Here is a 13,322-nt window from a genome sequence, read left to right as displayed (position 1 = left end):
ATACTCGGAGGCATGACCGCGTATGACGCCATCGTTCTGGCCGGAGGGGCTGCCAAGCGGCTCGGCGGCGCCGACAAGCCGGGGATCCGGGTCGGTGGCCGCGCGCTGCTCGACCGGGTGCTCGCGGCCTGCGCCGATGCCTCGGCCACCGTGGTGGTGGGTGGGCGGCGCCCCACTGTGCGCACAGTGACCTGGACGCGCGAAGAACCGCAGGGCAGCGGCCCATTGGCCGCGCTCGACGCCGGGGTCCGGCGTACCACCGCGGAGCGGGTCCTCGTTCTCTCGGCCGATCTGCCGTTTCTGGGGAAGGGCACCGTCGGAGCTCTGTTGGCCGCCGCCGGTGAAGGGCGGCGCGACGGGGCCCTGTGCATCGATCAGGGCGGTCGCGATCAGCCTCTCGTCGCCGTCTACCGTGCCGAGCCGCTGCGCCGTGAGCTCGCCCTGCTCGCCGCCGAGCACGGCGGTCTGTCCGGGCTCCCCCTGCGATTGCTGACGAATGAACTCGACCTCGCCCGGGTGGAGGCCGGTCCTCTCGCCTCCTTCGACTGCGACACCTGGGAGGACATCGCGTCGGCCCGTGCCCGCATCAGAGAGCATGGGACCGTGCTGGATGAATGGATCACCGCAGTCAAGAACGAACTGGGCATCGAACTCGACGTCGACACCGATGTCCTGCTCGATCTGGCCCGTGACGCCGCTCACGGCGTCGCCCGGCCCGCCGCGCCCCTGACGACCTTCCTGGTCGGTTATGCGGCGGCGAAGGCGAGCAGCGACGGCGACGGCCCGGCGACGGTTGCCGAGGCCGCCCGCAAGGCTGCCGCACTCGCCCTCCGGTGGGCGGATGAGAACGAGACGCAATGACGGCCCACGACAGCAGGTCCGACCCGCCTCCTGCCGCCGGCGTCGCGTCGATGGGCGCCGGCGTCGTGCCGATGGGCGCCGGTTCCTTGGCGGGTGTCGAGGCTTCGGCGACTGAACGGTTCTCGACGGGCGGGTCGTCCTTGCAGGCCGCTCCCCCCTCGGCGGGTGCCCCCTTCACGGGTGCCCCCTCCGCGCCGGACAGTTCTTCTTCTGCGGGTGGGGTGTCTTCGAAGGGCGACCGGTTTTCGTCCGCAGGTACGTCTTCGGTCGCCGGTACGTCTTCGGTCGTCGCCGGTACGTCTTCGGTGGTCAGCTCGCCCTCGGGGAGCGACCGTTCCCTGTCGGCGGATGGGGGACCGACCCCGGAGGAACTGCGGGCCGCCGAGGAGGAACGGGCCGTCGAACAGGCGCTCGCTCTGGTCGGACGCCGGCCGCCGGGCGAGTCCTGCCCCACGGGGCGACCTCACTCCGTGAAGCAGCCCCACCTCGCAGGCCTGCCTCAGCCTGCGGACGAGCCGCACTGCGCGGACCCCAGGTCGTCGGAGCAGCCGCGTTCCCCGGATCAATCCCGCACGCCGGGGCGGCCGCATTCCACGAACCCGCCCCGGCCCGCGGAGGAGGGTGCGAGCGCAGCCGCGGCCCCGCCCCTGAACCAGAGCGCCGACCGGCCCCGCGCACGTGAACGGCACAGGCGGGCGACGCCCTGGCAGACGGCCCGCACACTGGCCGCACGGTCGGGCCGCGACGTCCCCGTCCGCGCCCGGCGGATCCCCCTCGACCAGGCAGTCGGACACGTACTCGCCGAGCCGCTCGTGGCACTCACCGATCTGCCGTCCTTCGACACGTCCGCCATGGACGGCTGGGTCGTCACCGGGCCGGGGCCGTGGACCATCCGCGAGTTCGATGAGCCCAGGGGCAAGGAAGGAGCCGGGGGCGGAGAGGGCGCCGGGGACAGGCAGGGAACCCGGGACACGAGTGCCGGCCCACGCCCCGACCAGCGCCCCGGCCAGAGTCTCGGCATCCTCGCCGGACATGGGGCCCCCGCCGCGCTCCCTGACGGGGATGCCGTACGGATTGCCACAGGCGCGCGCATCCCGGCGGACGCCAACGCCGTGATCCGCAGCGAACATGCTCACGTGGACGAGGCCAAAGGGCTGCTCCACGCCAAACACCAGGTGCTCCCCGGGCAGGACATCAGGCCGCGTGGCCAGGAATGCCGTTCCGGAGATCAACTCCTGCCCACCGGAACCCTGGTGACGCCCGCTGTCCTCGGTCTGGCCGCCGCTGCCGGGTACGACGAGTTGCTCGCTGTCTCCCGTCCTCGCGTCGACGTCCTCGTCCTCGGTGACGAACTGCTGACCAGTGGCCTCCCGCACGACGGGCTGATCCGTGACGCGCTCGGCCCGATGATCGGCCCCTGGCTGCGCGCGCTGGGCGCCGAGGTCTCCGCGCCGCAGCGCCTCGGTGACGACGTGAACGCCCTCCGACGGGCTCTCACCACGTCCGGCGCCGATCTGATCATCACCACCGGCGGTACGGCATCGGGACCTGTCGACCACGTCCGCCCGGTCCTCGCCGAGACCGGGGCCGAGTTGCTGGTCGATGGAGTCGCCGTCCGCCCCGGCCATCCGATGCTGCTGGCCCGACTCAAGACGAAGGACTCCGACACCGGCCCGTATCTCGTCGGGCTGCCCGGCAACCCCCTGGCCGCCGTATCCGGGCTCCTCACGCTCGCCGAACCGCTGCTCCGTGGGCTGACCGGCCGGGCACCGGAGACGTCGTACCAGGTCGTCGTGCGCGACGAAGTGCACGGGCACCCGCACGACACCCGTCTGGTGCCCGTCGTCCACCGAGCGGGCAGGGCGGGTGCCCGTGCCGGCGGCTTCGGCAGCACGGGAACCGACAGCGGCGCCGAGCATGTCGTACCGCTGCATTACAACGGTCCGGCGATGCTCCGGGGGGTTGCCGCGGCGGACGGGCTGGCCGTCGTACCGCCTGGCGGGGTACGGTCCGGCACCGAGGTGGAGATCCTCGACCTACCGTGGGCCTCGGCGACGCCGTGGACGGAAGGGTGTTTCACGTGAAACTTCCCGGTCACGATGCGATGGCCAGGCGTGCCGACGAGTATGTCGCGCCCACGCGGGTGCAGCTCCCGCGCAGGGTCGTGCAGGGACCGGCGCGTCAGGTGGCCAAGCGACTGTTGATGGCATTGATGGTGCTTGCCGTCACTGTGCTGATCGTCTGGCTCGACCGCGGCGGATATCACGACGCCGCAGATGACAATGTCGACCTGCTGGACGCGGTGTACTACGCGACCGTCACCCTCTCCACCACCGGCTACGGCGACATCACCCCGTACGGGGACGTTGCCAGGCTCACCAATGTGGTGCTCGTTACACCGCTGCGGGTGCTCTTCCTGATCATCCTCGTCGGCACCACTCTTGAGGTCCTTACGGAACGGACCCGCGAGGACTTTCGGCTGAAGCGTTGGAGAACCAACTTGCGTGACCACACCGTTGTCGTCGGCTTCGGCACGAAGGGACGTTCGGCCATCCAGACCCTGCGCGCCACCGGCCTGAAGAAGGAACAGATCGTCATCGTCGACCCGGCGACCAAGGTGATCGAGATCGCCAACGCCGAGGGGTTCGTGGGAGTGGTCGGCGATGCGACCCGCAGTGAGGTGCTGTTGCGGGCCGAACTCCAGAAGGCACGGCAGATCATCATCGCCACTCAGCGCGATGACACCGCGGTGCTGGTGGCGCTGACGGCGCGGCAACTCAACCGCGGCGCGAAGATCGTCGCCGCGGTGCGCGAGGAGGAGAACGCTCCGTTGCTGCGGCAGTCCGGCGCCGACGCCGTGATCACCAGTGCCAGCGCGGCGGGCCGACTGCTCGGTCTCTCCGTTCTCAGCCCCAGCGCGGGCACGGTGATGGAGGACCTGATCCAGCAGGGCAGCGGTCTCGATCTCGTCGAACGGCCGGTGATAAAGGCCGAGGTGGGCAAGAGCGTCCGGGAGACCGGTGATCTCGTGGTCAGCGTGTTGCGGGGACATCGGCTGATCGGCTACGACGACCCGGCGGCCAGCCCGCTGCAGTTGACGGATCGTCTGATCACCATCGTGCGCGCCTCGAACGAGCCACCGCTGAGCAACCCGGTTACGGGGGGCCCGCGCCCGTAGCGGCGTTGCTCCGGCGTGGTACGCATCCGCCGACGCGGCCCTTCGCTCCACGGAGTGGGCTCACGCCGCCCCGGCCTCCCCCGCCGCCCCGGCCTCACGCCGCCCCGGCCTCCCCCGCCGCCCCGGCCTCACGCCGCCCCGGTCTCCCGGCCTCACGCCGCCCCGGTCTCCCGGCCTCACGCCGCCCCGGTCTCCCGGCCTCCCAGTGCCGCGGCCTCCCGGCCCACCGCCGTCACACCGTCGTCCGGCCCGCGTCACGGAGTAGCCTCGCCGCCATGTATGCGATCACGATCCCCGAACCCGGTGGCCCCGAGGCGCTCGTATGGGCAGAGGTGCCCGATCCGGTAGCCGGCGAGGGCGAGGTCCTTGTCGATGTCGTGTCCAGCGCGGTCAACCGCGCCGATGTGCTGCAGCGACAGGGCTTCTACAACCCGCCGCCCGGCGCGTCCCCGTACCCGGGTCTGGAGTGTGCGGGCCGCGTCTCGGCGATCGGGCCCGGTGTCACCGGCTGGTCGGTCGGCGACGAGGTGTGTGCGCTGCTCGCCGGCGGCGGATACGCGGAGAAGGTCGCCGTACCCGCCGGACAGCTGCTGCCCGTACCCGCCGGTGTCGACCTGACCTCGGCCGCCGCGCTGCCCGAGGTGACGGCCACCGTCTGGTCGAACGTGTTCATGGTGGCCCACCTTCGCCCCGGCGAGACGCTGTTGGTGCACGGTGGGTCCAGCGGCATCGGCACCATGGCGATCCAGCTCGCCAGGGCCGTGGGTGCACAGGTCGCGGTGACCGCCGGTGGCCCGGAGAAGCTGGCGCGCTGCGCGGAGCTGGGCGCCGACATCCTGATCGACTACCGGGAGCAGGACTTCGTCGAGGAACTGCGCAAGGCGACGGACGGGGCCGGTGCGGATGTCATCCTCGACATCGTGGGCGCGAAGTACCTGGACCGGAACGTGAAGGCACTCGCCGTCAACGGCCGACTGGCCGTCATCGGCCTCCAGGGCGGCGTCAAGGGCGAGCTGAATCTGAGCGCCCTGCTGAACAAGCGGGCCGCCATCACCGCGACCTCGCTGCGCGGTCGCCCGCTCGTCGAGAAGGCCGCCATCGTCGCCGCCGTACGCGAACACGTCTGGCCGCTGATCGCCGACGGCGTGGTCCGGCCGATCGTGGACCGCACGCTGCCGATGGCCGACGCCGCCGAGGCCCACCGGGTGCTGGAGTCCAGCGCGCACATCGGAAAGGTGCTTCTGCGGACCGCTGCGGGCTGACGCACCACCCTCCGGCGCCACACCGCCGCGCCACCTACCCCACACCGTCTCCCGGAGCCACCCACTCGCGCCACCCCCCGCCGGTGCTTCGCGCAGCGTGCGGCACAAGGCCCGGCGCACAGGTCGTCGACCATGTGCGCCGGGCCTTGATGCTGCTAGGTGATCGGGGTGTGCGGGCCAATCGGGTCGTACGGACTAGTGCCGGGAGGGGCACTAGAGATACGGGCCGGACCGGATGGCACCGTGCTGGTCCCCGCTGCCGTCCTCGTCCTCGTGGCCGCTCCCCGGCGGAAGGGCGCGCCGCATCTGCTCCAGCTGTGCCCGCGCCGCCATCTGCTGGGCGAACAACGCCGTCTGGATGCCGTGGAAGAGGCCCTCCAACCAGCCCACCAACTGGGCCTGCGCGATCCGGAGCTCCGCCTCGGAGGGCACCGACTCCTCGGTGAACGGCAGGGAGAGCCGCTCCAGCTCCTCCACCAGCTCCGGCGCGAGGCCGTCCTCCAGCTCCTTCACGGAACTCGCGTGGATCTCCTTGAGCCTGACCCGGCTCGCCTCGTCGAGAGGAGCCGCCCTGACCTCCTCCAGGAGCTGCTTGATCATGCTGCCGATGCGCATGACCTTCGCGGGCTGTTCGACCATCTCCGTCACCGGGACCTCGCGCGATTCGTCGTCAGTGCCACCGCCGCCGATCGCCATGCCGTCCTGCCCCACCACGAGGACTTGGGGGTGCTCCTGCGACCGTTCATTCCTCGGCATCTCCATGGCGTCATTGTCTCGCACACCTGCTGTACAACACGGTGGTGCCCCCGCAAACGGTTGATCCACCGTTCACAGGGGCACCGAATCAGCCGGTCAGGCCGTTCGCCGCACCGCCCGTGCGCTCATCCGGCCCGCCGCGCCACCACCAGGCGCGACCGTGTGAACGCCGCCGCGAGTACCCCGGCCAGCAGCGGAATGCACACGACGAGCAGACCGATGGTCGCCCAGGGCAGCACGATCGGCGTGTACGCCGACTGCGTGGGGTCGAGCCGCATCGCCTTCAGGGCTTCCCGCAGGTCGACGAGGCGCAGCGCCACCGCGGGCACCAGGCCGGCCAATGTGCCGAGCACCACACCTGTGAGCGCCACCACCAGGCACTGGAAGCCGGACAGCCTCCGCCGCACGCCCGGAGGCGCGCCCACCGCGCTGAGGGTGTTGAGATCGGCCTCCGCGTCCGCCTTGGCGAGGCCCGTCGTGATCGCGGCCGCGCCCAGCGTCACCACGCCGGCGAACAGGGACAGGATCAGCAGTACGGTGTCGTCCTGCTGGACGGGGCCGCTTTCGGACTGCACCCAGATTCCGCTGCCGGCCTGCGCGATGGCACCGGAAACCCGCTGGTCCTCGGCGTTCGTCGGGGCATGGGCGACGGCATACACGCTTCCGGCCGCCCTGGTGTGCAGGCCGAGCCGCTCCGCGGTCCGCTCCGGAAGGATCATGCGGATTCCTGGGGTGGACGCGTACTTCGCGGGAGCCACGTACACCTTCAGCTTGTCGACGGTGGTCCGTGCCTTGCCCAGGTGCTGCTTCCCGTACTTCTTGTCCTTCTCGCTGTACTGGTGGACCGCCTTGACGATGACCTCGCCGTTCTCCGCGTACACCGGGTTGAGCAGCACCGGAGTGCCCGCTGCCAGCGCCTTGGCGGCCGCGGGGTCGTCGAGCTTCACATACGTGTCGAGCAGGGCCGCGTCCGCGACGACGATGTTGCTCTCATAGGTGCCGAAGAGACCCGACGCCATCAGGTCGGTGAGGCAGGCGGGGGACCGCATCAGCTTCTTGTGCTCGTCGGCGGAGAGCCGCGCGGCGAGTTCCCTGGCTCCCTTGCGGGTGAGTGGGCAGCTGTGGGCCTTGCCGGTGGGCTTGACCAGTTCCAGCGAGCCGCAGTGGTTCTCCTCGTAGGTGTTGCAGTCGCTGCCTGCCCAGACCCGCCGGAAGTCCGCGTGTCCGCTGGTGACGGCCATGTTCCGCTCCACCGCCGTCCGTGCCAGCGGAAGGTGCTCTGCTGCCTCCTCGGAGGCCGAGACGACGATGGTCCCCTTGGTGAGCGAGGGAACGTAGTTGTACTCGGCCTCGGCCGCACGGCTGGCCATGTACGTGGCGATGCCCACCGAACCCGCCACGGCCGCCATCACCGCGGCGACGGCGGGAGCGGTACGGCCGCGGTTGCGGGCCGCGTCACGCAGCGCCATCCGGGGCGTGAGAGGCAGCCTCCGGCCGAGCCGCCCGAGGAGACCGACGATCACAGGGATGCAGCCGAGCAGCCCGAGTTCGGCGACCATCGAGCCCCCGGCGACCAGTGTCGAATTCCCGCTGGTGCCGCCGTAGAGGGCAACCGCGGCACCGAGCGCCAGCACGCAGGCGCCCAGGACGGGCAGCACCCGTGAGGAGCGGCGGACGCCCCGGCGGCCGGTCAGCGACTCCAGTACGGACTGCCGGCTCGCCACGATCGCCGGGGCGAACGCCGCCAGCAGGCCGGTGATCAGGCCGATCGCGGCGATGACCAGCAACTCCAGCGGCGCAATCGTCAGAGAGCCGAACCGGTGTCCGGCCCAGTTCTCGATCACGGGCTGGAAAGCAGCGGTGAGCCCGAGGCCGACCACGACACCCGTCACCGCTCCGATGCCACCGAGCACCAGACCGCCACCGAGCACCACGGCCCTGACATGGCGTCTGTCTCCGCCGCAGGTGCCGAGGAGGCCGAGCTGACGGCGGGAACGGCGTGCACCGACGGCGAAGGCCGGTCCGGCGAGCAGCACGATCTCCAGGACCGCCATGGCGATCACGGTGACGAGTGCCGTGCTGAGCTCTCCGGAGCCCCCGTCGGCGATATGTGGGTTCCTGGCCATCAGCGGGACCTCGGAGTCCGGCGGCGGGTCGAGGGCGACCTGCCGGGATGTGACGAGCACGCCCGACTTGTTGGCCTCCATGACGTGCGGCCAGGTCACACCCACCCCTGCGGGGCCTTTGACCAGCCAGTCCGTGGACCCGGCGTTCGGCGGAAGCACCTTCTTGTCGTGGTCGGCCCTGTCCTGCCACGGCGCGATGACCGCACCGGGGTCGGCGTAGAGCGCCTCGGTCTTCAGATCGCTGGGCGACTCGACCGCGCCGGTGATGGTGTACGTCCGGCCGGAGTTGCGCACGGTGGTGGTCGAGCCGACGTGCAGCCCGGTCGCCTCCAGGAACGGCTCGGTGGCGGCCATCTCGCCCTTGCCGTGCGGGTAGGCGCCGCGCACGAGGTCGATCTTGCCGCGCGCCATCGCGTCCGACGTCCGGAACTCGACGATGTCGGTGTTCGTGACGCCGTACCGGGTGGTGACACTCGCCGGGACGGACTGGATGCTGATCGCCCGTGAACCCTTGGGGAAGGTCGTCCTGATGTCGAGCGGGTCGGCGTTCTCCACGGGCGGTGCGTCGTCCACGCCCATGTAGATGTGGCTCACCGCCCCGTCGGGGAGTTGCTCGATGGGCCCCATCATCTCGTCGCTGAACAGCGCGTCGGCGGAGCCCATTTCGCTGGTCAGCGTCTCGGCGACAGACGGATTCTCGCTGCGGTACGTCACATCGAGGGCCGTGACGCCGAGTACCGGTACCGCGATCATCGCGACCACCAGCGCGCTGCGGCCCTTGGCGCGCATCGCGTCGCGCCTGGCTATGCGGAGGGAGGCGCGCCAGCCCGTGAAGACGCTCACTTGGCGCCCTCGGCGGTCAGCAACGAGTCGGCGTCGGCGGTGAGCGTCTGGTCGACGAGCGATCCGTCCCGGAGGAACACGACCCGGTCCGCCCAGGCCGCGTACCGCGGCTCGTGCGTCACCATCACGCCGGCCGCGCCCTGGTCGCAGCGCCTGCGCAGCAGCGCGAGCACGGCCTCGCCGGTCTCGGAGTCGAGCGCCCCGGTCGGTTCGTCGGCGAGCACGAGGCGCCGGTCCCCCACCAGCGCGCGGGCGATGGCGACGCGCTGCTGCTGGCCGCCGGACATCTCGTCCGGGAACCGGTCGGCGATCTCCAGGAGTCTCATCTCCTCCAGAGCTGCCCGTGCCTCCTTGCGGGCCGCGCGTACGGAGACGCCGTCGAGCTCGCGCGGCAGGGCGATGTTCTCGGCGGCGGTGAGCGCCGGGATCAGGTTGTAGTCCTGGAAGACATAGCCGATGCTGCGGCGGCGCAGGGCGGCGACGCCCTTGCGGCCGAGACCGGAGATGTCCTGGCCCTCGATGACGACCTGGCCGCTGGTCGCGGTGTCGAGACCGCCCGCGATGGTCAGCAGGGTGGACTTGCCGGAGCCGGAAGGGCCCATCACGGCGACCAGTTCACCGGCGTGCACGGAGAGGTCGATGCCGCGCAGGGCGTGCACCTCGGCGGCGCCGATGCCATGGGTGCGGGTGAGCGCTCGGAGTTCGAGCACCGGTGTGTCCGCGGCCGGCGGTGAGCCGGACGCGGATCGGGACGGGACGCGTGAGGACATGGTGGTGGTTCCCCCCTTGGAACGGTTTGTGGGGCCGACGTCGGGTCGCCGAGGCGGTCCGTGGCCGGCACGGGGCGCGTACGCGGTGGTCCGTCGTGGTGCCGGAAGCCGGGACGCGTGCGCGCGGTGGTGTGTGGTCAGTGCCGGCCGCGCGGGCGGGCGACACGGGCCGGAGTGCGGACGGCCGGGGTGCGCCCGGTCGCGCGTGCCTCGGGCTCCGGCTCCGTGGCGGCGGCCTCGGCGAGGCGGACCAGCCGGGACTCGCAGTGGTCCAGCCAGCGGGCCTCGGCCTCCGCCTGGAAAATCAGCTGTTCGAGCACGAGCAGCCAGGCGACCTCGTCGCGGTTGGCCGGGACATCGGTGAGCGCCTGCGCCTTCAGGCGGGTGTAGTCCTGCATCGCCTTCACGGTGTGGCGGCGCTGGGACTGGATGACGGCGCGGATGTCCACACCGGGCGCCCCGACCGCCATGGCGAGCTTGATGGCCAGCTCGTCGCGCGGCGGACTGCTGCGGTCGACGGGCGTCTCGAACCAGCTCCGCAGTTCGGTACGGCCGTCGTCGGTGATGGCGTAGAGGGCGTGCCCCTGGTCGTCCTCGTCGTCCTGGGCGACCAGGCCGTCGCGCTCCAGCCGGCTCAGTGTCGTGTACACCTGGCCGACGTTGAGCGGCCAGGTGGAGCCGGTGCGCGACTCGAATTCGGTACGGAGCTGGGAGCCGTATCTGGGCCCCCGCTCCAGCAGGGCCAGCAGCCCGTGACGGATCGACATACTGAGTATGTATACCGAGTATGCTGGTGGACGCAAGTTCCTGCCGGAGCGTGTGGACGCTGGTGGTGAAGGGGGGTGGGGCGTCTCAGTTCGAGCGGCGCATGCGGAGCGCCAGGAAGCCGAGCCCCAGCCCTATCAGGGCGATTCCGGCGCCCAGTGACACGTGCCGGGCCTGTCGTACGGCGGGTCCGTCGAGGGCCTGGGGTGCGAGCCGGCCGGCCGCGGGGGATGTGCTCACCGTCGGTGTCACGGCCGGCGCCGGGCCCGGATCGCTCGCCGCTGGGCGCGTGTCGGGCTCGTCGAGGGAACTGTCCGCGTGTGCGAGGTCCCATGGCGCGAGCGGTCGTCCGGGGCGCGGTTTCCCTTCCCCGGCCTCGCGCCCGGCGAGCGGGGGCTGGGCGTCGGGGGGCGCCGAGCCTTCGGCGGCCGAGGCGCCGGGGGAGGTAGAGGCACCGGGGGAGGTAGAGGCGGACGGATCGGCGGAGGCGGACGGGGAGGGGGGCCGAGAAGAGGACGGGGGCGGTGCCGGGGGTGCGGGGGCGGCCGAGGTGTCATCCGTGGATATCGCCGAGGGTTCGGCCGAAGGGGTGGCCGAGGGGGTGTCCGTAGCGTCGGCTGACGGTTCGACACCGGGGGGTGTGGGGCGGGCGGAAGGCGCGTCCGGCGCGGTCGGGGGCGGCGTCATCGAGGCGCTGACCGCTCCCGGTGCCCTGCCGGGTGCGCGCTGCTGGGCGTGCGCCTCGCCCGTGGCGGCCCCCAGTGCGGCGCCCGCCGAGAATATGAGACCGACTACGCACCTCGTGGACCGTGAAGGGAGAAGTCCTGGAGCCATGAGGGCAGCGTCACATGTGACGATATGTCCGGCATCTCGGGCATAACGCGTCCTCTGAGCTCGCCACACCCTCCCTGGGCTCGTACCGGCCCCGGAAAGCCGCGCCTCCGCGCCTCCGCGTACCCGCGTGCGCGCCCGCTCAGGCCGGGTCGCCCGTCGCGACGCGCAGCTCGAAGTGGGCGCCCGTCTTGTCGACGGCCGTTCCGAAGGTCGGGAACTGGTCGATGACCTGGTCCTCCGCGTACGCGTTCCCCGGCACCTTGACCTTCTTGACGGTCCAGCCCGCCGCATCCGCGCAGGCCTTCGCGGAGAGGAAGTCCTTGTACAGGAACTTCGGCGCGTCCACCTTCTCCGGGTCTTCCGCATCCTCCATGGGGTCCGTGCAGTCCTCGGTCTTCATCGTCCGGTTCCGCTCCGGATCCTTGTGCTCGCTCGCGACCGGCGACTCGTTCGCGGAGGAGCCTCCCGAGGGCGGGTCCCCCTTCAGCGAGAGAACCGTGATCAGGCCGCCGATCGCGATCAGTGCGACCACGATCGAGCCGACGATCACCGGCGTGTTCCGCTTGGAGCCGCCCCCGCCGGAGCCGCCGTGCGTCTGTGTCTGGGGCGCGATCGTGTACGGCGGCGGGGTCTGCTGCTGCATCGGCGACATCGGGGCCTGGCCCTGGTACGCCGGAGCCGACTGCGGATATCCGTACGACGGGGCCGGGGTCGGCGCCCCGTACGGCCCCGGCTGGGCGCCCGACTGGTACGGGCCCGGCTGGTACGGCGTCTGGACGTTCTGCGGCACCGGGGTGGACTGGTCGACCGGCGGGAAGACCGCCGAGCCGACACCCGAACCGCTGTTCTCCGGTGCGCCGCCACCTGCGACGATCACCGGGGCGCCGGTCTGTCCGCCCGCGCTCAGCACGCGCGCGATCTCGTCCTGCATCGCCGCGGCGCTGGGGAAGCGCTCGTTCGGGTTCTTCTTCAGCGCGCGGGCCACGAGCGCGTCCATCGCCGGGGTGATCGACCGGTTGATGGTGGAGGGCGCGACCGGCTCCTCCTGGACATGCGCGTACGCGATGGCGAGCGGCGAGTCCGCGTCGAACGGGATGCGCCCGGTCAGCAGCTGGAACAGCATGATGCCGACCGAGTACAGGTCGGAGCGCGCGTCCACCCCGCGGCCCAGGGCCTGCTCGGGGGAGAGGTACTGCGGGGTGCCGACGACCATGCCGGTCTGCGTCATCGACGTGACGCCCGACTGCATGGCGCGGGCGATGCCGAAGTCCATGACCTTCACGACACCGCGCTTGGTCACCATCACGTTGCCGGGCTTGATGTCGCGGTGGACCAGCCCCATTTCGTGGCTGGTGTCCAGCGCGGCCAGCACGTCAGCCGTCACCTTGAGTGCCTTGTCGGCCGGCATCGCGCCGTAGCTCTGGATGTCCGCCTGGAGCACCGAGCCGAGCGGCTGCCCCTCCACGTACTCCATGACGATGTACGGCATCAGCGCGCCGCCGAGCTCGTCCTCACCGGTGTCGAAGACCGAGACGATGTTGGTGTGCTGGAGCTTGGCGACGGCCTGCGCCTCGCGCCGGAACCGTTCGCGGAAGGACTGCTCGCGTCCCAGCTCCGTGTGCAGTGTCTTGATCGCGACCTGGCGGTCCAGTGCGGAGTCGTACGCCAGATGTACGGATGCCATCCCGCCTTCGCCGAGCAGGTCGCGCAGCTGGTACCGGCCGCGGGCGACCGAACCGCCCGCATAGCGCCCCTGAGCGCCGTGTGCGCCGTCCTGGCTCATGACTTGCTTCCCCCTCGGCGCGCGACTGACGCGGTGATCCCTATTACGCGCCAAGTCTGCCCGAGGGGTACGACACGTCAAGCCAGGTGCCCGTTCCGTGACCCTACGCACAAGAAGCGTCCCGGAAGCGTTACAGGAAGCCCA

Annotated in this window: 10 protein-coding genes; 4 read left to right on the top strand and 6 right to left on the bottom strand. The window is 71.3% G+C overall.

Annotation, left to right across the window (positions count from 1 at the left end; genetic code table 11):
- Positions 1–12 precede the first annotated feature (12 nt).
- The 4 genes from ABZ826_RS15640 to ABZ826_RS15625 all read left to right on the top strand — a co-directional run bounded on the left by ABZ826_RS15640 (position 13) and on the right by ABZ826_RS15625 (position 5,301).
- Positions 13–861, top strand: a complete 849-nt coding sequence (locus ABZ826_RS15640) for an NTP transferase domain-containing protein (RefSeq protein WP_361447388.1) — start codon at positions 13–15, stop codon at positions 859–861.
- A gap of 338 nt (positions 862–1,199) precedes the next feature.
- Positions 1,200–2,945: a molybdopterin-binding protein gene (locus ABZ826_RS15635; protein ID WP_361447488.1), complete on the top strand. Its 1,746-nt coding sequence runs from the start codon at positions 1,200–1,202 to the stop codon at positions 2,943–2,945.
- Positions 2,903–4,039, top strand: a complete 1,137-nt coding sequence (locus ABZ826_RS15630; RefSeq protein ID WP_361447386.1) for a potassium channel family protein — start codon at positions 2,903–2,905, stop codon at positions 4,037–4,039. Before ABZ826_RS15635 ends, ABZ826_RS15630 begins: the two co-directional genes overlap by 43 nt.
- Positions 4,040–4,314: 275 nt before the next feature.
- Positions 4,315–5,301, top strand: a complete 987-nt coding sequence (locus tag ABZ826_RS15625) for an NAD(P)H-quinone oxidoreductase (protein ID WP_361447384.1) — start codon at positions 4,315–4,317, stop codon at positions 5,299–5,301.
- A gap of 213 nt (positions 5,302–5,514) precedes the next feature.
- Here ABZ826_RS15625 and ABZ826_RS15620 read toward each other — a convergent pair whose 3' ends face one another.
- From ABZ826_RS15620 to ABZ826_RS15595, 6 genes are all read right to left on the bottom strand, one after another.
- Positions 5,515–6,063: a bacterial proteasome activator family protein gene (locus tag ABZ826_RS15620; RefSeq protein ID WP_323183884.1), complete on the bottom strand. Its 549-nt coding sequence runs from the start codon at positions 6,061–6,063 to the stop codon at positions 5,515–5,517.
- 119 nt (positions 6,064–6,182) lie between these two features.
- Complete coding sequence (locus ABZ826_RS15615; RefSeq protein WP_361447382.1) at positions 6,183–9,026, bottom strand: FtsX-like permease family protein; 2,844 nt, start codon at positions 9,024–9,026, stop codon at positions 6,183–6,185.
- Positions 9,023–9,796: an ABC transporter ATP-binding protein gene (locus tag ABZ826_RS15610; RefSeq protein WP_361447380.1), complete on the bottom strand. Its 774-nt coding sequence runs from the start codon at positions 9,794–9,796 to the stop codon at positions 9,023–9,025. Before ABZ826_RS15610 ends, ABZ826_RS15615 begins: the two co-directional genes overlap by 4 nt.
- Positions 9,797–9,933: 137 nt before the next feature.
- Entirely contained in the window at positions 9,934–10,563 is a 630-nt protein-coding gene (locus tag ABZ826_RS15605) for a PadR family transcriptional regulator (protein ID WP_361447378.1), read from the bottom strand.
- Between the two features lie 85 nt (positions 10,564–10,648).
- Positions 10,649–10,801 carry a hypothetical protein gene (locus tag ABZ826_RS15600; protein ID WP_361447376.1) on the bottom strand — a complete coding sequence of 51 codons (153 nt, stop codon included), beginning with the start codon at positions 10,799–10,801 and terminating at the stop codon, positions 10,649–10,651.
- A gap of 733 nt (positions 10,802–11,534) precedes the next feature.
- Positions 11,535–13,178 (bottom strand): protein kinase, encoded by a 1,644-nt coding sequence (locus ABZ826_RS15595; RefSeq protein ID WP_361447374.1) that lies wholly within the window; start codon positions 13,176–13,178, stop codon positions 11,535–11,537.
- Between the last annotated feature and the right edge of the window lie 144 nt (positions 13,179–13,322).

This window comes from Streptomyces sp. NPDC047515, from assembly GCF_040643055.1.
Lineage (GTDB): Bacteria > Actinomycetota > Actinomycetes > Streptomycetales > Streptomycetaceae > Streptomyces.
This window is presented reverse-complemented; position numbering and strand designations above follow the sequence as displayed.